General features: G+C 73.5%; 21 protein-coding genes and 1 riboswitch. Of the genes, 11 read left to right on the plus strand and 10 right to left on the minus strand.

Going from position 1 to position 18,072, the window contains the following annotated elements:
* Positions 1-149 precede the first annotated feature (149 nt).
* Positions 150-797 (plus strand): TetR family transcriptional regulator, encoded by a 648-nt coding sequence (locus tag ACFYZY_RS11025; protein ID WP_388692160.1) that lies wholly within the window; start codon positions 150-152, stop codon positions 795-797.
* 16 nt (positions 798-813) lie between these two features.
* Here the strand turns inward: ACFYZY_RS11025 and def are convergent, their stop codons facing one another.
* Positions 814-1,383, minus strand: coding sequence for a peptide deformylase (def, locus tag ACFYZY_RS11030; RefSeq protein ID WP_388692163.1), 570 nt, complete (start codon positions 1,381-1,383; stop codon positions 814-816).
* A 126-nt stretch (positions 1,384-1,509) separates the two neighbouring features.
* Between def and ACFYZY_RS11035 the strand changes: the two genes are divergently transcribed.
* The 5 genes from ACFYZY_RS11035 (at position 1,510) to ACFYZY_RS11055 (ending at position 6,133) form a co-directional block, all read left to right on the plus strand.
* Positions 1,510-2,757 (plus strand): MurT ligase domain-containing protein, encoded by a 1,248-nt coding sequence (locus ACFYZY_RS11035; RefSeq protein WP_388692165.1) that lies wholly within the window; start codon positions 1,510-1,512, stop codon positions 2,755-2,757.
* Positions 2,758-2,776: 19 nt separating this feature from the next.
* Positions 2,777-3,505 carry a type 1 glutamine amidotransferase gene (locus tag ACFYZY_RS11040; RefSeq protein ID WP_388692168.1) on the plus strand — a complete coding sequence of 243 codons (729 nt, stop codon included), beginning with the start codon at positions 2,777-2,779 and terminating at the stop codon, positions 3,503-3,505.
* A gap of 144 nt (positions 3,506-3,649) precedes the next feature.
* Positions 3,650-4,675, plus strand: coding sequence for a 6-phosphofructokinase (locus ACFYZY_RS11045; RefSeq protein ID WP_388692171.1), 1,026 nt, complete (start codon positions 3,650-3,652; stop codon positions 4,673-4,675).
* 102 nt (positions 4,676-4,777) lie between these two features.
* On the plus strand, positions 4,778-5,728 hold the full coding sequence (locus ACFYZY_RS11050) for a cytochrome c oxidase assembly protein (protein WP_388692174.1): 951 nt from the start codon (positions 4,778-4,780) through the stop codon (positions 5,726-5,728).
* A 192-nt stretch (positions 5,729-5,920) separates the two neighbouring features.
* A complete protein-coding gene (locus ACFYZY_RS11055) occupies positions 5,921-6,133 on the plus strand; it encodes a hypothetical protein (RefSeq protein ID WP_388692483.1) in 213 nt (70 codons plus the stop codon).
* Positions 6,134-6,160: 27 nt separating this feature from the next.
* Here ACFYZY_RS11055 and ACFYZY_RS11060 read toward each other — a convergent pair whose 3' ends face one another.
* Positions 6,161-7,138, minus strand: coding sequence for a DUF3048 domain-containing protein (locus tag ACFYZY_RS11060; RefSeq protein ID WP_388692177.1), 978 nt, complete (start codon positions 7,136-7,138; stop codon positions 6,161-6,163).
* A 112-nt stretch (positions 7,139-7,250) separates the two neighbouring features.
* Here ACFYZY_RS11060 and ACFYZY_RS11065 point away from each other — a divergent pair, with 112 nt between their 5' ends.
* The gene (locus tag ACFYZY_RS11065) at positions 7,251-7,991 is read left to right on the plus strand and encodes a lysophospholipid acyltransferase family protein (RefSeq protein WP_388692180.1); all 741 of its coding nucleotides are present in this window, start codon (positions 7,251-7,253) and stop codon (positions 7,989-7,991) included.
* Between the two features lie 64 nt (positions 7,992-8,055).
* Complete coding sequence (locus ACFYZY_RS11070) at positions 8,056-9,090, plus strand: NAD-dependent epimerase/dehydratase family protein (protein WP_388692182.1); 1,035 nt, start codon at positions 8,056-8,058, stop codon at positions 9,088-9,090.
* A gap of 63 nt (positions 9,091-9,153) precedes the next feature.
* On the opposite strand, the gene ACFYZY_RS11075 is transcribed toward ACFYZY_RS11070, so the two are convergent.
* The 8 genes from ACFYZY_RS11075 to ACFYZY_RS11110 form a co-directional block, all read right to left on the minus strand.
* Positions 9,154-10,740, minus strand: coding sequence for an alpha/beta hydrolase (locus ACFYZY_RS11075; protein WP_388692185.1), 1,587 nt, complete (start codon positions 10,738-10,740; stop codon positions 9,154-9,156).
* A 167-nt stretch (positions 10,741-10,907) separates the two neighbouring features.
* A complete protein-coding gene (locus tag ACFYZY_RS11080) occupies positions 10,908-11,651 on the minus strand; it encodes an urease accessory protein UreD (RefSeq protein ID WP_388692466.1) in 744 nt (247 codons plus the stop codon).
* Positions 11,648-12,325: an urease accessory protein UreG gene (gene ureG, locus ACFYZY_RS11085; protein WP_388692187.1), complete on the minus strand. Its 678-nt coding sequence runs from the start codon at positions 12,323-12,325 to the stop codon at positions 11,648-11,650. Before ureG ends, ACFYZY_RS11080 begins: the two co-directional genes overlap by 4 nt.
* An 89-nt stretch (positions 12,326-12,414) precedes the next feature.
* Positions 12,415-13,080 (minus strand): urease accessory protein UreF, encoded by a 666-nt coding sequence (locus tag ACFYZY_RS11090; protein ID WP_388692190.1) that lies wholly within the window; start codon positions 13,078-13,080, stop codon positions 12,415-12,417.
* Positions 13,080-14,801 (minus strand): urease subunit alpha, encoded by a 1,722-nt coding sequence (locus ACFYZY_RS11095; RefSeq protein ID WP_388692192.1) that lies wholly within the window; start codon positions 14,799-14,801, stop codon positions 13,080-13,082. Before ACFYZY_RS11095 ends, ACFYZY_RS11090 begins: the two co-directional genes overlap by 1 nt.
* The gene (locus ACFYZY_RS11100) at positions 14,794-15,156 is read right to left on the minus strand and encodes an urease subunit beta (RefSeq protein WP_388692194.1); all 363 of its coding nucleotides are present in this window, start codon (positions 15,154-15,156) and stop codon (positions 14,794-14,796) included. Before ACFYZY_RS11100 ends, ACFYZY_RS11095 begins: the two co-directional genes overlap by 8 nt.
* Positions 15,156-15,473: an urease subunit gamma gene (locus ACFYZY_RS11105; RefSeq protein WP_388692196.1), complete on the minus strand. Its 318-nt coding sequence runs from the start codon at positions 15,471-15,473 to the stop codon at positions 15,156-15,158. The genes ACFYZY_RS11100 and ACFYZY_RS11105 overlap by 1 nt, the downstream gene beginning before the upstream one ends.
* A 249-nt stretch (positions 15,474-15,722) precedes the next feature.
* The gene (locus tag ACFYZY_RS11110; RefSeq protein WP_388692197.1) at positions 15,723-16,001 is read right to left on the minus strand and encodes a type II toxin-antitoxin system Phd/YefM family antitoxin; all 279 of its coding nucleotides are present in this window, start codon (positions 15,999-16,001) and stop codon (positions 15,723-15,725) included.
* Positions 16,002-16,059: 58 nt separating this feature from the next.
* Here ACFYZY_RS11110 and ACFYZY_RS11115 point away from each other — a divergent pair, with 58 nt between their 5' ends.
* The 3 genes from ACFYZY_RS11115 to ACFYZY_RS11125 all read left to right on the plus strand — a co-directional run bounded on the left by ACFYZY_RS11115 (position 16,060) and on the right by ACFYZY_RS11125 (position 17,998).
* Positions 16,060-16,683 carry an ATP-dependent Clp protease proteolytic subunit gene (locus ACFYZY_RS11115; RefSeq protein ID WP_388692199.1) on the plus strand — a complete coding sequence of 208 codons (624 nt, stop codon included), beginning with the start codon at positions 16,060-16,062 and terminating at the stop codon, positions 16,681-16,683.
* A 7-nt stretch (positions 16,684-16,690) separates the two neighbouring features.
* Positions 16,691-16,996, plus strand: coding sequence for a hypothetical protein (locus tag ACFYZY_RS11120; RefSeq protein ID WP_388692201.1), 306 nt, complete (start codon positions 16,691-16,693; stop codon positions 16,994-16,996).
* A gap of 391 nt (positions 16,997-17,387) precedes the next feature.
* Positions 17,388-17,518, plus strand: a riboswitch (cyclic di-AMP (ydaO/yuaA leader).
* A 3-nt stretch (positions 17,519-17,521) separates the two neighbouring features.
* On the plus strand, positions 17,522-17,998 hold the full coding sequence (locus ACFYZY_RS11125) for a C40 family peptidase (RefSeq protein ID WP_388692202.1): 477 nt from the start codon (positions 17,522-17,524) through the stop codon (positions 17,996-17,998).
* The last annotated feature ends 74 nt before the right edge of the window (positions 17,999-18,072 follow it).

Below are 18,072 nucleotides of genomic sequence, written 5' to 3' on the forward strand. Positions count from 1 at the left end.
TAGAGGCTGTCAACCTGCGGGGACGTGATCCGGCCCGACCGGCACCGGAACCCGGCCGGGTGTTACGTTGCGAGAGCCCCACACAGGGCAGGAGCGCGGAACGGCAGGACCGCGCCACCGCGGAACGGCACGGCCGGGGAGAGACACACATGGACATCGCACACCGGACCACCGACCAGCGGACGCCCGCCGAGCAGCGGCGGCGCGAACTGCTGGAGGCGGCGGACCGGGTGGTGCTCCGGGAGGGCCCCCAGGCCTCCATGAACGCGATCGCGGCCGAGGCCGGCATCACCAAACCGATCCTCTACCGGCACTTCGGCGACAAGGGCGGCCTCTACCGCGCCCTCGCCACCCGGCACACCGACGCCCTCCTCGCCGCCCTGCGGGCCGCGCTCGACGCCCCCTCCGACCGGCGCCGGCGGGTCGAGTCCACCCTCGACACGTATCTCGCCTCGATCGAGGCGATGCCCCAGGTCTACCGCTTCCTCATGCACCCGGCGGAGGAGACCCACCAGACCGAGCAGGGCTTCGACGTCGGCCGCCACTCGGCCCCGCTGCTCCGCCGCATGGGCGAGGAGCTGGGCCAGGTCATCGCCGAGCGCGTCGATCCCGGACCCGGCGCCCAGAACCAGGCACGGATCTGGGGGCACGGCATCGTCGGCATGATGCACGCGGCCGGGGACTGGTGGCTCGGCGAGCGGCCCTGCTCCCGCGCCGAGCTGGTGCGCAGCCTGGCGGACCTCCTCTGGGGCCGGCTCGCCGAGGCCGACGACCGTCCCGGCGGCCCGGGTTTCTAGGCCGGGTCCCCCGGGATCACGCCCGCAGTGCCTCCGCCGCCGACGCCCCGTCGCCCCACGCCCGCTTCCGGACCGCGCGCAGCAGCCGTGACTTCCGCCACCCCGTGACGCGGTCCGCGTAGACCCCGCCCTCCAGGTGGTCGGTCTCGTGCTGGAGGCAGCGGGCGAAGAAACCCGTCCCCTCGATCCGCACCGGGGACCCGTCGAGGCGTACGCCCTCCACCACCGCGCGGTCGAAGCGGGGCGTCGGGGCCTCCAGACCCGGCAGGGAGAGACACCCCTCCGGTCCCCGGACCACGTCGCCGTCCGCCGCCACCAGGCGCGGGTTCACCACGTGCCCCAGGTGGCGGTTCTCCTCGTCGTCGGGGCAGTCGTACACGAAGACCCGCAGGCCCACGCCGACCTGGTTCGCCGCCAGGCCCACCCCGTTCGCCGCGTACATCGTGGCGAACATGTCCTCGACCAGCCGGGCCAGCCGGGGGCCGAAGTCGGTGACGGGTTCGCAGGGGGCGCGCAGGACGGGATCGCCGAGCAGGGTCATCGTCCGGACCAGGCCGGAACTGCCGGGGATGGGGCGGTTTCGCATGGCGGCAAGGGTACGGTCCGCCGTGACCTCGGCGTTTCGTGCGGCCGGTCGGCGGTGCCGCTGTTCGGGCTCCTGGCCGGATCTCGATAGGCTGAGCCCGGACCGACGCGAGGAGGAACAAGAACGATGTCAGGACACCCCGGTAATCCAGAGCCGCTGTCGCCGCGCGCCAAGCTGGCCGTGACGGCGGGCAAGGCCGCGGCCGCGGTGTCGCGGGCGGCGGGGCGCGGCAGCGGATCGGTGATCGGAGGCCGGGTGGCGCTGAAGCTCGACCCCGACCTCCTCGGGCGGCTCGCCCAGCATCTGGACGTCGTCCTGGTGTCCGCGACCAACGGCAAGACGACCACGACCCGGCTGATCGCGGAGGCGCTCCGGGCCGCGGGCCCCGTCGTCTCGAACGCCCTCGGCGCCAACATGCCCGCCGGCATCACCTCGGCGCTCGCCGGCGGTTCGGACTCCAAGTACGGCGTGATCGAGGTCGACGAGAAGTACCTGGCCGGCGTCGCCCGCGACACCACGCCCAAGGTGATCGCGCTGCTCAACCTCTCGCGCGACCAGCTCGACCGCGCCGCCGAGACCCGGATGCTCGCCGAGAAGTGGCGCGAGGGCCTCAACGGCACGAAGGCCGTGGTCGTCGCCAACGCCGACGACCCGCTGATCGTGTGGGCCGCCTCCTCCTCGCCCAACGTGGTGTGGGTCGCCGCCGGCCAGGAGTGGAAGGACGACGCCTGGTCGTGCCCCGCCTGCGGCGGCGTGATGCAGCGTCCCGGCGACGACTGGTTCTGCGGCGAGTGCGGTTTCCGCCGTCCCGCGCCGAGCTGGGCGCTCAGCGGTGACCACGTGCTCGACCCGCACGGTTCGGCCTGGCCGATCCGCCTCCAGCTCCCCGGCCGCGCCAACAAGGCGAACGCCACCACCTCGGCCGCCGTCGCCGCCGTCTTCGGGGTGCCGCCGCAGGTGGCCCTGGAGCGCATGTACCAGGTGCAGGCCGTGGCCGGCCGGTACGACGTGGTCTCCTTCCAGGGCCGCGAGCTGCGGCTGCTGCTCGCCAAGAACCCGGCCGGCTGGCTGGAGACGTTCTCCCTCATCGACGGCCCGCCCGCGCCGGTGATCCTCTCCGTCAACGCGCGCGGCGCCGACGGCACGGACACCTCCTGGCTGTGGGACGTGGACTACGGCCGGCTCGCCGGCCACCCGATCATGGTGATCGGCGACCGCCGGCTCGACCTGGCGGTCCGCCTGGAGGTCGCGAACGTGGACTTCCGCGTCTGCGAGACGCTGGACGAGGCCGTCACGATGGCCCCGCCCGGCCAGATCGAGCTGATCGCCAACTACACCGCCTTCCAGGACGTCCGCCGCCGCGTCGGCAACTGACCCGTAGAGGACATGCAGCATGACTGACAGCAGCCTGCGCCTGGTCTGGGTCTACCCGGACCTGCTCAGCACCTACGGCGACCAGGGCAACGTCCTCGTCGTCGAGCGCCGCGCCCTGCAGCGCGGTCTCAGCGTCGAGCGCGTCGACGTCCGCAGCGACCAGCCGGTGCCGACCTCGGGCGACATCTACCTGATCGGCGGCGGCGAGGACCGCCCGCAGCGGCTCGCGGCCGAACGCCTCCGGCGGGACGGCGGGCTGAGCCGGGCCGCCTCCAACGGCGCGATCATCTTCTCGGTCTGCGCCGGGTACCAGATCCTGGGCCACGAGTTCATCAACGACCTCGGCGAGCGCGAGGCCGGTCTCGGCCTGATCGACGTGGTCTCGACACGCGGCGAGGGGGAGCGGTGCGTCGGTGACGTCCTCGCGGACATCGACCCGCGCCTGGGCCTGCCCCAGCTGACCGGGTTCGAGAACCACCAGGGCATCACCCACCTCGGCCCGTCGGCCCGGCCGTTCGCCCGGACCGTCCTGGGCAAGGGCAACGGAACCGGCGACGGCACGGAGGGCGCGTACAACGACACGGTCTTCGGCACCTACATGCACGGCCCCGTCATGGCGCGCAACCCGCAGATCGCGGACCTGCTCCTGAAGCTGGCGCTCGACGTGAACGCGCTGCCGCCGACCGACGACCGCTGGTACGAGGCGCTGCGCGCCGAGCGCATCGCGACGGCCACGCAGCCCGCCTGACCCTCCGCGCTCCCCGTACACGCGTACGGTGTCCACGGTGCGGACGTCCGGTTCGGTCCCGCCACCCGGCGACGATAGGGTGGCGGAGATCCAGCCGGACGACGTGGTCCGGGAGTCGGCCCACGTTGCAAAGGTTTTCGGGCTATGCGCATTGGTGTGCTCACCTCCGGCGGAGACTGCCCCGGTCTGAACGCGGTCATCCGCTCCGTCGTGCACCGCGCCGTGGTGGACCACGGTGACGAGGTCATCGGTTTCCACGACGGGTGGCGGGGCCTCCTGGAGTGCGACTACCGCAAGCTGGACCTCGACGCGGTGGGCGGCATACTCGCCCGCGGCGGCACCGTCCTCGGCTCCTCGCGGGTCCAGCCCGCGCACCTGGTCGACGGGGTCGAGCGGGCCCGGGGCCACGTCGCGGACCTGGGCCTGGACGCCATCATCCCGATCGGCGGCGAGGGCACGCTGAAGGCGGCGCACCTCCTCTCCGAGGCGGGCCTGCCCATCGTCGGCGTCCCGAAGACCATCGACAACGACATCGCCTCCACCGACGTCACCTTCGGCTTCGACACGGCCGTCACCGTGGCGACCGAGGCCCTGGACCGGCTGAAGACCACCGCCGAGTCCCACCAGCGGGTCCTGGTGGTCGAGGTCATGGGCCGTCACACCGGCTGGATAGCGCTGCACTCCGGCATGGCGGCCGGCGCGCACGCGGTCGTCGTCCCGGAGCGGCCCTTCGACATGGACGAACTGACCGCCCGGGTCGGCGCCCGCTTCGCGGACGGCAAGCGCTTCGCGATCGTGGTGGTCGCGGAGGGCGCGAAGCCGCGCGAGGGCTCGATGGAGTTCAGGACCGCCGGAACCGACATCTACGGGCACGAGCGCTTCACGGGCGTCGCCAACCAGCTCTCCGCGGAGCTGGAGCGCCGGCTCGGCAAGGAGGCCCGCCCGGTGATCCTCGGCCACGTCCAGCGCGGCGGCACCCCGACCGCGTACGACCGCGTCCTCGCCACCCGCTTCGGCTGGCACGCGGTGGAGGCGGCGCACCGGGGCGAGTTCGGCATGCTGACCGCGCTGCGCGGCACGGAGATCACGATGGTCCCGCTGGCCGAGGCCGTGGAGAGCCTCAAGACGGTCCCGGCCGACCGCTACGCCGAGGCGGAGTGCGTGCTCTGACGGCTTCCGCGCGGGACACCCGCCCCCGGTCGTGATCGCGGCCGGGGGCGGTTCTAGTCTGGTGCGGACAACAAGCACGAATCGGGCCCCGGGAGCGTACGGATGGATCACAGCGGGCACGGCACGACCACGGATCTGCCGCCGTTCACGCTGGGGCGGGGGCTGGAGTTCTCTCCCGACCTCTTCTTCCTGGTCGGCTGTCTGGCGGCGCTCGGCCTGTACGGGTGGGGCGTGGCGCGGTTGCGGCGGCGCGGGGACGCGTGGCCGGTGAGCCGGACGGTGTTCTTCGCGATCGGCGTGCTGACCATCGCGCTGGTGATGTGCACCCGGCTCAACGACTACGGCATGGTCATGTTCAGCGTGCACATGGTGCAGCACATGGTGATCTCCATGCTGTCGCCGATCCTGCTGCTGCTCGGCGCGCCGGTGACGCTGGCGCTGCGGGCGCTGCCGGTGGCGGGACGCGGCTCCACCGGGCCGCGCGAGCTGCTCCTGAAGCTGCTGCACAGCCGGTACGTGAAGGTGGTCACGCACCCCGGCTTCACGATCCCGATGTTCATCGCGAGCCTGTACGCCCTGTACTTCACGCCGCTCTTCGACTTCCTGATGGGGTCGAAGCCCGGTCACCTCGGGATGATGGTGCACTTCCTGATGGTCGGCGTGGTGTTCTTCTGGCCGATCATGGGCGTGGACCCGGGACCGCACCGGCCGGGGTACGTGATGCGGATGCTGGAGCTGTTCGCGGGCATGCCGTTCCACGCCTTCTTCGGCATCGCGCTGATGATGGCCACCGAGCCGATGGTCAAGGCGTACGAGAACCCGCCGGCCTCGCTGGGGATCGACGTGCTCACCGACCAGAACGCGGCGGGCGGCATCGCCTGGGCGTTCAGCGAGATCCCCTCCGTGCTCGTCCTGATCGCGCTGGTCTACCAGTGGTACCACTCCGAGCAGCGGCAGGCGGTCCGCACGGACCGGGCCGCCGACCGGAACGGGGACAAGGAGCTGGAGGCGTACAACGCGTACCTGGCGTCGCTCCAGGCGCGGGGGCGCTGATCCCCCGAAGCCCCTGGGCTTCCCCGGGGTCCCCGGTCGGGCCCGGTGCCGCGTGCGGCGCCGGGCCCGTTCCGCGTGCGAGGCCGGTTTCCCGGCGCGCGCCGGCGCGTCCGGGGGTGGCGCGCGTGCCCCTCGCCGGGTGACGATGGTCGGGACGGCTTCCGCGGCCCCGGTCGGGAGGAGGACGGACCGATGTCCGGTCCCGTGAGGACGATGACGGTGCTCACCTGCGCCGCGCTGGTGCTGACGACGGCGTACACGGTGGCGCTCGGCAGCAGCGGCTGGCTCTGGTTCGGCATGATGGTGCTGCTCGTGGCGACGGCCGGGGTGGCCGCGTCGGAGAGCGCGACGGCTCCGGACGGCCGGGGCGGCCGACCACCGCGGCGGTCCGGCCCCATGTCCTGACCACCGCCCTCCCCGGGACCGCGCGGACTACGCGCGGGGGGCCAGGACGATCCAGACCTGTCCCGGGGCGAAGGCCAGGGGCGCACCGTCCGGGGTGGTGAAGGCCGTACCCGACGAGGCGGAGGGCCGGGACCAGCGGGCCTCGTGGGCGCGCCCGTCGCGCAGGACGAGTGCGGTGCCGCTCCCGACGGTCTCGGTGTAGGGGGAGGCCGCGCCGTTGCGGTCGTGGAAGGCGGAGGGGCGGACGGTGACGCGCTGGACGACGACCGTCGCCGGGGCGAGCGGGCCGGTGTCGGTGGCGCGGGCCTCCCGGCCGTCCATGGCGACCCGCCAGGCGCGGTCGGCGGCGGACCAGGTGAAGGCGTAGCGGGCCGCCGGGTAGCGGACGGCCGAAAACGTGGTCGGGGTGCCTCCGGACGGGGCGGGGCCGAAGCGGAAGCCGATGTCCCGGACGTCCCCCGTATCCGGGGCTGCGGCGAGGGCGCGGCCGGGGCGCAGGTAGAGGTTGTGCGGGGCGGCCCGGTCCGGGGAGCGCGAGAAGGCCCCGGGCGCGGTGCCCTCCGTGACGCGCCGGAGCGGCGCGGCGGCCAGCAGGGGGTTCAGGGCGGACTGCGCCCCGGAGTAGGCGAGGGCCGGCCGGTCGAAGGCACCGAGCAGGGCGATGTCGGACTCGCGGGCGCTGCGGACGGGTCCGACGCGGGCGGGGAGCCGGGAGGAGTAGACGGCCAGGAGCCGGGTGGCTCCGCCCTCGACCTGTTCGACGTAGACGAGGTCGGCCGCGCCGAGACCGGTGTGCGGGCGGGCCGCCGCCACGTTGTCGATCTTGACGGCGAGGACGGGGCCGGGCCGGGCGGGGAGGCCGGTGAGGGGCGAGCGGCCCTCTGCGCCGGGGGGCCGGTCCGGCGCGACCGCGCCGGAGCAGCCGTACAGTCCGGCCGTCGTCAGCGCGCAGAGCAGAGCGGCGACGATCCGGCCGGGGCGCCCGGTTCCGTGCTTCTTCGTCATGATCGGCACTCCCCTACCAGTGGACCACGGGCCCGTGTGCGGATACAACGGGCGGAACGGGAAGACGAACGGTTGGACAGTCGGGCAGTCGGACGGACGAACGGGGTCACGAGTGTTCTACCACCTGATGAAGTACGTACTGCTGGGGCCGCTGCTCAAACTGCTGTTCCGGCCCCGGATCGAGGGACTCTCGCACGTCCCGGCGGAGGGGGCGGCGATCGTCGCGGGCAACCACCTCTCCTTCTCCGACCACTTCCTGATGCCGGCCGTCCTGGACCGGCGGATCACCTTCCTCGCGAAACAGGAGTACTTCACGGGGCCGGGGATCAAGGGACGGCTCACGGCCGCCTTCTTCCGGGCCGCCGGGCAGATCCCGGTGGACCGGTCGGGCAAGGAAGCCGGGCGGGCGGCGATCCGCGAGGGCTTGTGCGTGCTCGACCGGGGCGAGTTGCTCGGCATCTACCCCGAAGGGACCCGTTCGCACGACGGGCGGCTCCACAAGGGCAAGGTGGGCGTGGCGGTGATGGCGCTGCGGGCCGGGGTGCCGGTGGTGCCCTGCGCGATGGTGGGAACCTTCGAGATCCAGCCGCCGGGGCGGGTCGTGCCGCGGATCCGCCGGGTCACCATCCGGTTCGGGGAGCCGATGGACTTCTCGCGGTTCGCCGGGCAGGAGGAGGAGAGGGCAGTGGTCAGGGCGGTCACGGACGAGATCATGTACGAGATCCTGCGCCTGTCGGGACAGGAGTACGTGGACGAGTACGCGGCGGTGGTGAAGGCCGCGGAGGCCGGGGGCGGGGAGCCCGGCGGGTCCTCGGACGGGGAGTCGCGAAAGTTCCCCGGCGGGGAACGCTGAGGGCGGATCCGCGCACGGCGCAATCCCCTGGGCCCGCGCACCGGTCGGCCGTAGCGTCCGGGGCATGACCAAGGGACACGCGTTCGTACTGGGAGCGTCGGGACAGGTGGGGCGGGCGGCCGTACGGGCCCTCGTCACGGACGGCTGGGAGGTGACGGCCGCCTCGCGGGGCGGCGGCAGGGACGACGGGTGGCCGGAGGAGGTCCGGTCGGTGCGGCTCGACCGCACCGAGGAGGGGGCGCTCGCGGCGGGCCTCGGCGACGGCTGCGACGTGCTCGTGGACATCGTCGCGTACGACAGGGACCACGCGCGGCAGTTGACCGGGCTCGCCGGCCGGATCGGGTCGGCGGTGGTGGTGTCGAGCGGCGCGATCTACGAGGACGACCGGGGGCGCAGCTTCGACACCCAGGACGAACCGGACGGCTTCCCCGCCTTCCCGGTGCCGATCCCGGAGGAGTGGCGGACGGTCGCGCCGGGCGACAGCACGTACGGGACGCGGAAGGTGGCCCTGGAGCGGGAGCTGCTGGCGGCGGGCGACGCGCTGCCGACGACGCTGCTGCGGGCGGGCGCGATCCACGGGCCGCACTGTCCCGGTCCGCGCGAGCTGTGGTTCGTGAAGCGGGCGCTCGACGGACGGCCGGTGCGCGTCCTCGCGTACGGCGGGAGGTCGCGGTTCCATCCGGCGCACGTGGACAACCTCGCGGAGCTGATCCGGCTCGCGGCGGCGAAGCCGGGGACCCGGGTGCTCAACGGCGCCGACCCGCAGGCGCCGACGGTGGCGGAGATCGGGGCCGCGATCGACGCGGTCCTGGGGGCGGAGAGCGAGAGGGTGCCGATCGAGGGGCCGCCGGAGGGCCTGGTGGGGCTCACCCCGTGGACCTCGGAGCACCCGATCGTCTACGACATGTCGGCGGCCGAGCGGGAGCTGGGGTACCGGCCGGTGGTGTCGTACGCCGATTCGCTGCCCGCGACGGTGGAGTGGTTGGCCGGGCGGGTGGCGGAGCGGGAGTGGCGGGAGGCGTTCCCGAACCTCGCGAAGTACGGGGTGGACTGGTTCGACTACGCGGCGGAGGACGCGTGGCTCGCGGCGCGCCGATGACGACAGGGTGAGAGGGGGCGGACCGCCGGCGGTCCGCCCCCTCTCACCGCCGTGCCCGTGCCGTTACGGCCGCGGGGTGGCGTGCGGGGCGCAGGTCTGGTCCCGCGCGTCCAGCTTCCCGGTCAGCAGGTACGCCTCGACCTTGGTGTTGAGGCAGGGGTTGACCAGGTTGGTGATGCCGTGCGATCCGGCGTCCTTCTCCGTGATCAGGCGCGAGCCCTCGAAGCGCTTGTGCAGTTCGACGGCGCCGGCGTACGGGGTGGCGGCGTCGCGCTCGGACTGGGCGATGAGCACCGGCGGCAGGCCCTTGCCGGTCTTCACCTCGACCGGGCTGCGGCGCGGCGCGGACCAGGTGGCGCAGGGCAGGTTCATCCAGGCGTTGGCCCAGGTCATGAACGGGTACTTCCGGTGGAGGCGGGTGTTGTCCCGGTCCCACTTCTTCCAGCTGGTCGGCCAGGGGGCGTCGGCGCACTCGACGGCGGTGTAGACGGCGTTGCCGTTCTCCGAGGCGATGTTGCCGGCCGTGTCGGTGAGGTCGGCGGCGGCCGCGTCGATCAGCGGCTGCGGGTCACCGGCGGCGTACGCGCTCCACGCCTCCGCGACCGGGGCCCACATGGAGTCGTAGTAGGGGGCGTTCTGGAAGAAGCCGATCAGCTCGGCCGGTCCGACCTTGCCGCCGAGGGGGTTCTTCTTGGCGGCGGCGCGCAGGGTGTCCCACTGGCCGCGGACCTCGGCGTAGGTGTCGCCGAGGTGGTACGCGGAGTCGTTGCGGGCGACCCAGGTCATCCAGTCCTCCAGGCGGCCCTCGAAGGCCACGTCCTGGTCGAGGTTGACCTCGTACCAGATCTTGTCCCGGGAGGGGTTGACGACGCTGTCGAGGACCATGCGGCGGACGTGCGTGGGGAAGAGGGTGCCGTACACCGCGCCGAGGTAGGTGCCGTAGGAGACGCCGACGAAGTTGAGCTTCTTCTCGCCGAGGGCGGCACGGATGACGTCGAGGTCGCGGGCGGTGTCGGGGGTGGTCATGAAGGGCAGCATGTCGCCGCTCTTCTCGGCGCAGCCCTCGGCGTACTCGGCGGCCAGCTTGCGCTGGGCGAGCTTGTCGGCCTCGCTGTCGGGGACCGGGTCGGCCTTGGGGCCCTTGACGTACTCGGTCGGGTCGACGCAGGAGATGGGGGCCGAGTGGCCCACGCCGCGCGGGTCGAAGCCCACGAAGTCGTACGCCTTGGCGGCGTTCGCCCAGATGGCGTTCTTGGTGGTGACGCGGCGCGGGAAGCGCAGGCCGGACCCGCCGGGACCGCCCGGGTTGTAGAGCAGGGCGCCCTGGCGCTCGGCGGGGGTGCCGGTGGAGGCGATGCGGTCCACGGCGATCCGGATCTTCTTGCCGTGGGGCTTCGCGTAGTCGACGGGGACGGTGACCCAGCCGCACTGGATCGGCTTCTCCAGGCCCCAGTCGGCCGGACAGTCCCGCCAGTCGATGCCCGTCGCGGCGGCCCTGGCGGCGGCGACGGCGACGCCGATCGCCTCGGCGTCCGGCCGGTGGTGGCGCCGGTCGCTGTCGGCGTTCGCCACCGGAGCCGCGAGCGCGCCCGCGACGAGCGCGCCGGTTATCAGAGTGCCGAGCGAGCCGAGCACTGCCGTGCGTCTCACGTGTCCTCCCCCAGAATGGGCGCCACCCCCCGTGGTGACGCCGGGTGTTGGTTTCCGGGGAATCCTTTCGTCCCCCGTGACCGGAGTGAAAGGGCGAACGCGTGTTTCTTTGCCGAACCAATAACCGGTGAACGCCGTACCGCTGAGCGGTGACCTCCGCAAGCGGGTCAGAACGGGGCGAGTGCGGCCAGGGCGGTGTCGAGGAGGCGGCGCAGCACGAGGGCGTCCGGGGCGAGGGCGGTGACCAGGGCGGCGGGGCCGGCGAGCGGGGTGACGACGGCGTTCTCCCCCAGCAGCCGGGTCTCCACCGGCTCCTCCTCGAACGCGGGATCGACCACGAGGAGCTGCCCGGTGGCCCGGTGGCCGCCGAGGACCGCGCCGCCGTCCCAGCCGCCGGGCGCGCCGGGACCGAAGGACAGCTCCTGGTCGAGCAGGGGGCGGCCGGCGCGGCGGACGGTGAGGCGGGTGGTGAGGGTGCCGGGCGGTTCGCCGTGCCGTCCGAGGACCTGCTCCTCGCGCAGGACGAGCCGGGCGGCGGGGGCGAGCTCGACGGTGGTGCGCGCCCGCAGGTGCGAGCCGGCGGCGGAGACCACCTGTTCGGGCAGCCAGCGGAGCACCCCGTCGTCGGCGACGTCGATCCGGACGTCGTACGTGGCGGCGTCGGCGCCCCGGCCGGGCAGGGCGAGGGTGGCGGCGGCCGAGTCGACCAGGAGCCGGGCCCCGGCCCGTACCGCGGCCTCGATCGCGAGCCGGTCGCCGCCGAGCGGGGCGCTCATCGCCCCGACGACGGTGACCCGGGCGTACGGCTCGGGCGCCCGGGTGCGGCGCAGGGCGAGGGGGCCGTCGCTCACCAGGAGCGGCAGCCCGCCACCGGCCTCGGCGGCGATCCGGGCGGTGGCGCGCAGGCTCACGCGGTCCACGCCGCGAGCCGTGCCCGGACCCAGTCGGCGACGGGACCGACGCCGTTCTCGGCGCGCAGGGAGGTGAAGAGGACGGGCAGGTCGCCGCGCTGCTCCTCGGCGTCGCGGGCCATCCGCTCCAGGTCGGAGCCGACGTACGGGGCGAGGTCGGTCTTGTTGACGACGAGGAGGTCGGCGGTGGTGACGCCGGGGCCGCCCTTGCGGGGGATGTCGTCGCCGCCGGCGACGTCGATGACGAAAACCTGGGCGTCCACGAGCCCCCTGGAGAAGGTGGCGGTGAGGTTGTCGCCGCCGGACTCGACGAGGATGAGGTCGAGCGGGCCCACCGCGTCCTCCAGTTCCTCGACGGCTTCGAGGTTGGCGGAGATGTCGTCGCGGATGGCGGTGTGGGGGCAGGCCCCGGTCTCCACGGCCCGGATGCGCTCGGGCGGCAGGACGGCCTCCCGGAGCAGGAACTCGGCGTCCTCGCGGGTGTAGATGTCGTTGGTGACGACGGCGAGGGAGAGGGTGTCGCGCAGGGCGCGGCAGAGGGCGGCGACGGTGGCGGTCTTGCCGGAGCCGACCGGTCCGCCGAGGCCGACGCGCAGGGCGCGGCGGGTGCCGTCGGGGCGGTGGGCGTCGGCGGAGACGGCGCCGTGGTGGGCGTGGGCGTGATCGAGGTGCACGGGGGCTCCGGGGAGTCGCGGGCGGGCTTCGGGCCGGGTCGTCGGGTCGGGTCGGGTCGTCGGGGCACGGGGAAGGGGGCCGCCGGGCCTCAGGAGGCGAAGAGGCGGACCGGCCAGGCCGCGTGCTGTTCGGCGGTGAGGTCGAGCAGGGGCGCGGAGGCGGCGGGCAGGGCGTCCACGCCTTCCCCGGCCGCCGTCGCCGCCCGTTCGGCCACCCGGTCCGTCTCGGGTGCGAGGCGGGCGAGGACGGCGGTGGCCCGGTAGGGGTCGAGGCCGAGGAGGCGCACGACGGCGGTGGCGGGACCGCCGATCGTCTCGTACGCGGCGCAGTGGGCCGCGTCCAGCGGGTCGAGTCCGGCGGCGCGGGCGGCGGCGCCGAGGACGACGGGCTGGTGGGCGCCGCGCGGGAAGGCGGCCGCGAGCGCGTCGAGCCCGGGGTCCGGCCAGGTGGCGCGGGCGGCCCGCATCATCTGCCGGCCGAGCCTGCGGGCGGCGGCGCGCAGGGCGGGCGAGGGGGTGCGGGCGTCGGCCGCCGCGTCGAGCGCGTACGGGTCGAGTCCGTACGCGGCTCCGGCGGCGAGTCCGGCGGAGGTGAGGCCCGTGGTGTGCAGGCGCCCCCGGCAGAACGCCTCCAGGTCGTCGGCGTCCTTGATCCGGCCGGCCCCGACGGCGGCCTCGGCGCCGCCGGAGTGGGCGTGTCCGCCGGCGGGGAACCGCCCGTCGGCGAGCACCAGGAGAGCCGTTCGCGTCGCCATCAGAAGAGGAAGTAACGCTGGGCCATGGGCAGTTCGGCGGCGGGGGCGGGTTCGACCGCCTCGCCGTCGATGGTCACCGTGAAGGTGTCCGCGTCGACCTCGACCCGGGGCAGCGCGTCGTTCTCGCGCATGTCGGCCTTGGTGACCCGCCGGGTGTTCCCGATGGCGGTGAACTCCTTGTCCACGCCGAGGCGTCGCGGCAGGCCGTCCTCGATCGCCGCCTCCGCGACGAAGTTGAACGAACCGGCCGCCGCGGCCTTGCCGAGCGCGCCGAACATCGGGCGCGGCAGGACCGGCTGGGGCGTGGGGACGGAGGCGTTGGCGTCGCCCATCTGCGCGTACGCGATCTGGCCGCCCTTGACGACGACGAGCGGCTTGACGCCGAAGAAGGCGGGCTCCCAGAGCACCAGGTCCGCGAGCTTCCCGGGCTCGACGGAGCCGACGAGGTGGTCCATACCCTGGGCGACGGCCGGGTTGATCGTGTACTTGGCGACGTACCGGCGGGCCCGGTGGTTGTCGGCGCGCCCGTCGCCGGGCAGGGCGCCGCGCCGCTTCTTCATGACGTGGGCGGTCTGCCAGGTGCGCATGATCACCTCGCCGACGCGGCCCATGGCCTGGGAGTCGGAGGAGATGATCGAGATCGCGCCGAGGTCGTGCAGGACGTCCTCGGCCGCGATGGTGGAGGGCCGGATGCGGGACTCCGCGAAGGCGAGGTCCTCGGGGACGGCCGGGTTGAGGTGGTGGCAGACCATCAGCATGTCGAGGTGTTCCTCGACGGTGTTGACGGTGTGCGGCCGGGTCGGGTTGGTGGAGCTGGGCAGGACGTGCGGCTCGGAGACGACGGTGATGATGTCGGGGGCGTGCCCGCCGCCGGCTCCCTCGGTGTGGTACGCGTGGATCGTGCGGCCGGCGACGGCGGCGAGGGTGTCGCCGACGAAGCCCGCCTCGTTGAGGGTGTCGGTGTGGATGGCGAGCTGGGCGCCGGTCTCCTCGCACACGCCCAGGCAGGCGTCGATGACGGCGGGGGTGGCGCCCCAGTCCTCGTGGATCTTGAAGCCGAGGGCGCCGCCGCGCAGCTGGGAGCGCATCGCCTCCCGGGACACGGTGTTGCCCTTGCCGAGCAGGCCGATGTTGACGGGGAAGGTGTCCAGCGCCTCGAACATCCGGGCCATGTGCCAGGGGCCGGGCGTGATCGTGGTCGCCTTGGTGCCCTCGGCCGGGCCGGTGCCACCGCCCACCAGGGTGGTGACGCCGGTGGCGAGGGCCTGCTCGACGACGGTCGGCGAGATGAAGTGGACGTGGGCGTCGACGGCTCCGGCGGTGACGAGGCGGCCGTTGCCGACGATGATCTCGGTCTCGGGGCCGATGACGAGGCCGGGGTGGACGCCGTCCATGGTGTCGGGATTGCCGGCCTTGCCGAGGGCGGTGATCCGCCCGTCCCGGATGCCGATGTCCGCCTTGACGATCCCCCAGTGGTCGATGACCACGGCGCCGGTGATCACGGTGTCCGGGGCGCCCTCGGCGCGGGTGGTGCGGGACTGGCCCATGGACTCGCGGACGACCTTGCCGCCGCCGAAGACGGCTTCCTCGCCCGCCCGGCCGGGGCCGCCGCAGCGGTCCTCCTCGACCTCCACGAAGAGGTCGGTGTCGGCGAGCCGGACGCGGTCGCCGGTGGTGGGGCCGAACAGGTCGGCGTGGACGGCACGACGCAGCTCAGGCACGGGGATCTCCGTCCGCGTCGGCGGGGCCCGCGGGGGTGCCGGGGTCCGGATCGAGGGGCCCCGCGGTCTCGCCGCGCAGGCCGGGCACGACGCGGCGGCCGGCGATCGGGACGAGTTCGACCTCGACGGGGACGCCCGGTTCGAAGCGGACGGCGGTCCCGGCGGCGATGTGCAGCCGCAGCCCGTGCGCGGCGGCACGGTCGAACTCCAGGCCGGGGTTGACCTCGGCGAAGTGGTAGTGGGAGCCGACCTGGACGGGCCGGTCGGCGGCGTTGAGCACGGTGAGGCGGGTGACCGGGCGCCCCTCGTTGAGGACGACGGGGTCCTCCGCGTACAGGATCTCTCCGGGAATCATCAGCGGCGTCCCGTCCGGGCGATGGGGTCGTGGACGGTGACGAGCTTGGTGCCGTCCGGGAAGGTCGCCTCGACCTGGACGTCGTGGATCATCTCGGGGACGCCCTCCATGACGTCCTCCCGGGTGAGCACCTCGCGGCCGGAGGCCATCAGCTCGGCCACGGTCCGGCCGTCGCGGGCGCCCTCCAGGACGTGGGAGGTCAGCAGGGCGACGGCCTCCGGATGGTTGAGCCGTACGCCCCGGGCCCGGCGCTTCTCGGCCACGTCGGCCGCCACATGGATGAGCAGGCGCTCCTGCTCGTGCGGGCTCAGCTGCACTCTTCCCCCTCGCGGTCGCCGCCCGGGACGGGACCCGGACAGCTGCGGACCCTACCGAGCTTCAACACTTCGTTGAACCGCCCGGACGGGGCGCACGGCGAGACATTGCACGTTGAGGTGGAAGACTTTCCGGCTCGTTAACTCCGGCTTTGCGATCCCATGATCATCGGACCGGCGGGCGCCGAAGGGGGCACCCCCCGAGGCACGTCGCGCCTCCCGGAGGCCCCGACCCCCGGGACACCCGCCCCCTCAGGGGGCTCCGGGGTCGCGGTGGCGGGCGGCGAGGCCGAAGTGGCCCTGTTCGCCGGAAGCGGAGCCGATCGGGCGGAAGTCGGAGACCGAGCGGATCACCGCTTCCTCCTCCGGCCGCGCCTCCGCTTCGAGTTCTTCCAGGTCGGCGGCGGAGACCAGGGCCACGAGGGGCTTTCCGTGGCGGGTGACGACGACGCGCTCGCCGCCGTACACGACGCGGTTGATGAGGTCCGCGAGCTCAGCCCGCGCTTGCGTCACCGGGATCTCGTAGGTCATGCTCCCCATCTTACGGTCTGTACGTCCTGTACATTTTTTACCGATGGAGGCACACGTCATGGACGCTCGTCATGTCCTGCCGGAGTTCACCGAGCGGGCCGCCTTCGGGCTCCGGACCCTCGACCCGTACGCGAAGCTGTTCGAAGCCCGGATCGTCTTCCTCGGCACGTGGCTCGACGAGACCTCGGCCAACGACGTGATCGCCCAGCTCCTGCACCTGGAGTACGCGGCGCCCGACCGGGACATCGCGCTCTACCTCAACTCTCCCGGCGGCCCGATCAGCGCCATGACCGCGATCCACGACACGATCCGGACGCTCGCCTGCGACGTGGCGACGACCTGCCTGGGCCAGGCCGTCTCCACCGCCGCCGTCCTTCTCGCCGCCGGCACGCCGGGCAAGCGGGCGATGCTCCCCGGCGCCCGGGTCACGCTCCGGCAGCCCTCCCTGGACGAACCCCTGCGGGGACAGCCGAGCGACCTCGACGTCCATGCCCGCGAACTGCTCCGCCAACGCGCCCTCATGGCCGGGATGCTCACCGAGCACACCGGACGGAGCAGGGAGCGGATCGACTCCGACCTCGAGCGCCTCACGGTCCTGGACGCACCGGCCGCGATCGAGTACGGGCTGGTGGACCACGTGATCACGACCCGGCGCGCCGCCACCGGCGCCACGGCGCGGTGAGCGGCCCGTGCTCCCCGAACCGCCGCCGCTGCCGGCCCTGACGCGGGCCGAGGGCGACCTGGTCGACGCCTACCTCGCGGCCGCCGATCTCCTGGGGAGGATCAATCCGTCCCGGAGCGCGCACACCTACGGGGCCCTGCGGGCGGCCCAGGCACTGGTGCGGCAGGCCGAGGCGCTGCGCGCGGCCCTGACGCTCATGCACACGCGGGGCGAGAGCGAGGTCCACGCGGAGACCCTGGCGCGCGCCCTCCGCGCGCTGGACGGAGAGCGCCGGACCGGCCGGGTCACGCTTCCCCGGACACGGGCGAATTGACATTCCGGCATGTCGTGTCGAGGGCCGGACGGCCGACGGCGGCCGCGGAACCGCTCCTCCGTTCGGTGGAGACGGCAAGCGGGCGCACGGCGGGGGCGAGTTGCGCGCCGACGGTACACATCTGGCGGAATCGGGCGTTCCGTTGCCTGGTGCGGGGGCCGTCGGTCAAACCTCCGAGGACCACGAAAGTGCCCTGTCCACCCGAATGGTTCAGTCGTGAGGAGCCTCACAAATAGTCTCTTCCACTCGGATTTCGACCATGAAGTGGGGCAAGATCCCTGCCGACGACAAGCCCCCGCCATCCGAGGCGGGGCGGTCCGGGCGGACGCCGAGTCCTGCCGCCGTCCGGACGTCTGGTCGACAGGATTGGACCGGCAGGAGTGGAGGACCCGAGCAGTACGGGCCGTACGCGCTGTTTCCGCAGCGGAGCCGGCCCTCGGGGTGAAGCCGCGACCGCGGCCGGGCATCTTCGCCTGCCCGAACCCGACAGGTCATCCTTCACAGGCGGCTGACGAAGGGTTGCGCATGACTGCGCAGATGCACGTCCCGTCCCTGCTGTCCCGGGCCGGAGCCGTCTCGGCTCTCACCCTCGCCGCCGTCGGCGGCACACTGCTCGCACCGGGAGCGACGCCGGAAGCACAGGCGACGACCTCGTACGCGAACAAGGCGCTGAGCATCGCCGCCTCCAAGAAGGGGGCTCCCTACCGGTACGGGGCCGCGGGCCCCTCCCGGTTCGACTGCTCCGGTCTGACGCTCTACGCCTACAAGAAGGCGGGCAAGTCGCTGCCCCGCACCGCGCAGCAGCAGTACAACAAGACCCGGCACGTCTCCGCCTCCGGCCGGCAGAAGGGCGACCTCGTCTTCTTCCACTCCGGCGGGCGGGTCTACCACGTGGGCATCTACGCCGGGAACGGCCGGATCTGGCACTCGCCCAAGACCGGCTCCTGGGTGAAGCTCGACAAGATCTGGTCGTCGAAGGTCCTCTACGGACGCGTCCGGTGACCCCGCCCGGGCGCTGAGCGGACGCACGCCCGGGCGCCGGACGGACGCGAGCCCGGGCGCCGGGCGGACCCGGG

Origin of the sequence: Streptomyces sp. NPDC001744 (genome assembly GCF_042892575.1) — a bacterium.
Taxonomy (GTDB): domain Bacteria; phylum Actinomycetota; class Actinomycetes; order Streptomycetales; family Streptomycetaceae; genus Streptomyces.

Excerpts from the sequence above, each read along its gene's own strand:
- ACFYZY_RS11025 (WP_388692160.1), top strand. The coding sequence starts at position 150 with ATGGACATCGCACACCGGACCACCGACCAGCGGACGCCCGCCGAGCAG.
- def (WP_388692163.1), bottom strand. The coding sequence starts at position 1,383 with ATGCGAAACCGCCCCATCCCCGGCAGTTCCGGCCTGGTCCGGACGATG.
- ACFYZY_RS11035 (WP_388692165.1), top strand. The coding sequence starts at position 1,510 with ATGTCAGGACACCCCGGTAATCCAGAGCCGCTGTCGCCGCGCGCCAAG.
- ACFYZY_RS11040 (WP_388692168.1), top strand. The coding sequence starts at position 2,777 with ATGACTGACAGCAGCCTGCGCCTGGTCTGGGTCTACCCGGACCTGCTC.
- ACFYZY_RS11045 (WP_388692171.1), top strand. The coding sequence starts at position 3,650 with ATGCGCATTGGTGTGCTCACCTCCGGCGGAGACTGCCCCGGTCTGAAC.
- ACFYZY_RS11050 (WP_388692174.1), top strand. The coding sequence starts at position 4,778 with ATGGATCACAGCGGGCACGGCACGACCACGGATCTGCCGCCGTTCACG.
- ACFYZY_RS11055 (WP_388692483.1), top strand. The coding sequence starts at position 5,921 with ATGTCCGGTCCCGTGAGGACGATGACGGTGCTCACCTGCGCCGCGCTG.
- ACFYZY_RS11060 (WP_388692177.1), bottom strand. The coding sequence starts at position 7,138 with ATGACGAAGAAGCACGGAACCGGGCGCCCCGGCCGGATCGTCGCCGCT.
- ACFYZY_RS11070 (WP_388692182.1), top strand. The coding sequence starts at position 8,056 with ATGACCAAGGGACACGCGTTCGTACTGGGAGCGTCGGGACAGGTGGGG.
- ACFYZY_RS11090 (WP_388692190.1), bottom strand. The coding sequence starts at position 13,080 with ATGGCGACGCGAACGGCTCTCCTGGTGCTCGCCGACGGGCGGTTCCCC.
- ACFYZY_RS11100 (WP_388692194.1), bottom strand. The coding sequence starts at position 15,156 with ATGATTCCCGGAGAGATCCTGTACGCGGAGGACCCCGTCGTCCTCAAC.
- ACFYZY_RS11110 (WP_388692197.1), bottom strand. The coding sequence starts at position 16,001 with ATGACCTACGAGATCCCGGTGACGCAAGCGCGGGCTGAGCTCGCGGAC.
- ACFYZY_RS11115 (WP_388692199.1), top strand. The coding sequence starts at position 16,060 with ATGGACGCTCGTCATGTCCTGCCGGAGTTCACCGAGCGGGCCGCCTTC.
- ACFYZY_RS11125 (WP_388692202.1), top strand. The coding sequence starts at position 17,522 with ATGACTGCGCAGATGCACGTCCCGTCCCTGCTGTCCCGGGCCGGAGCC.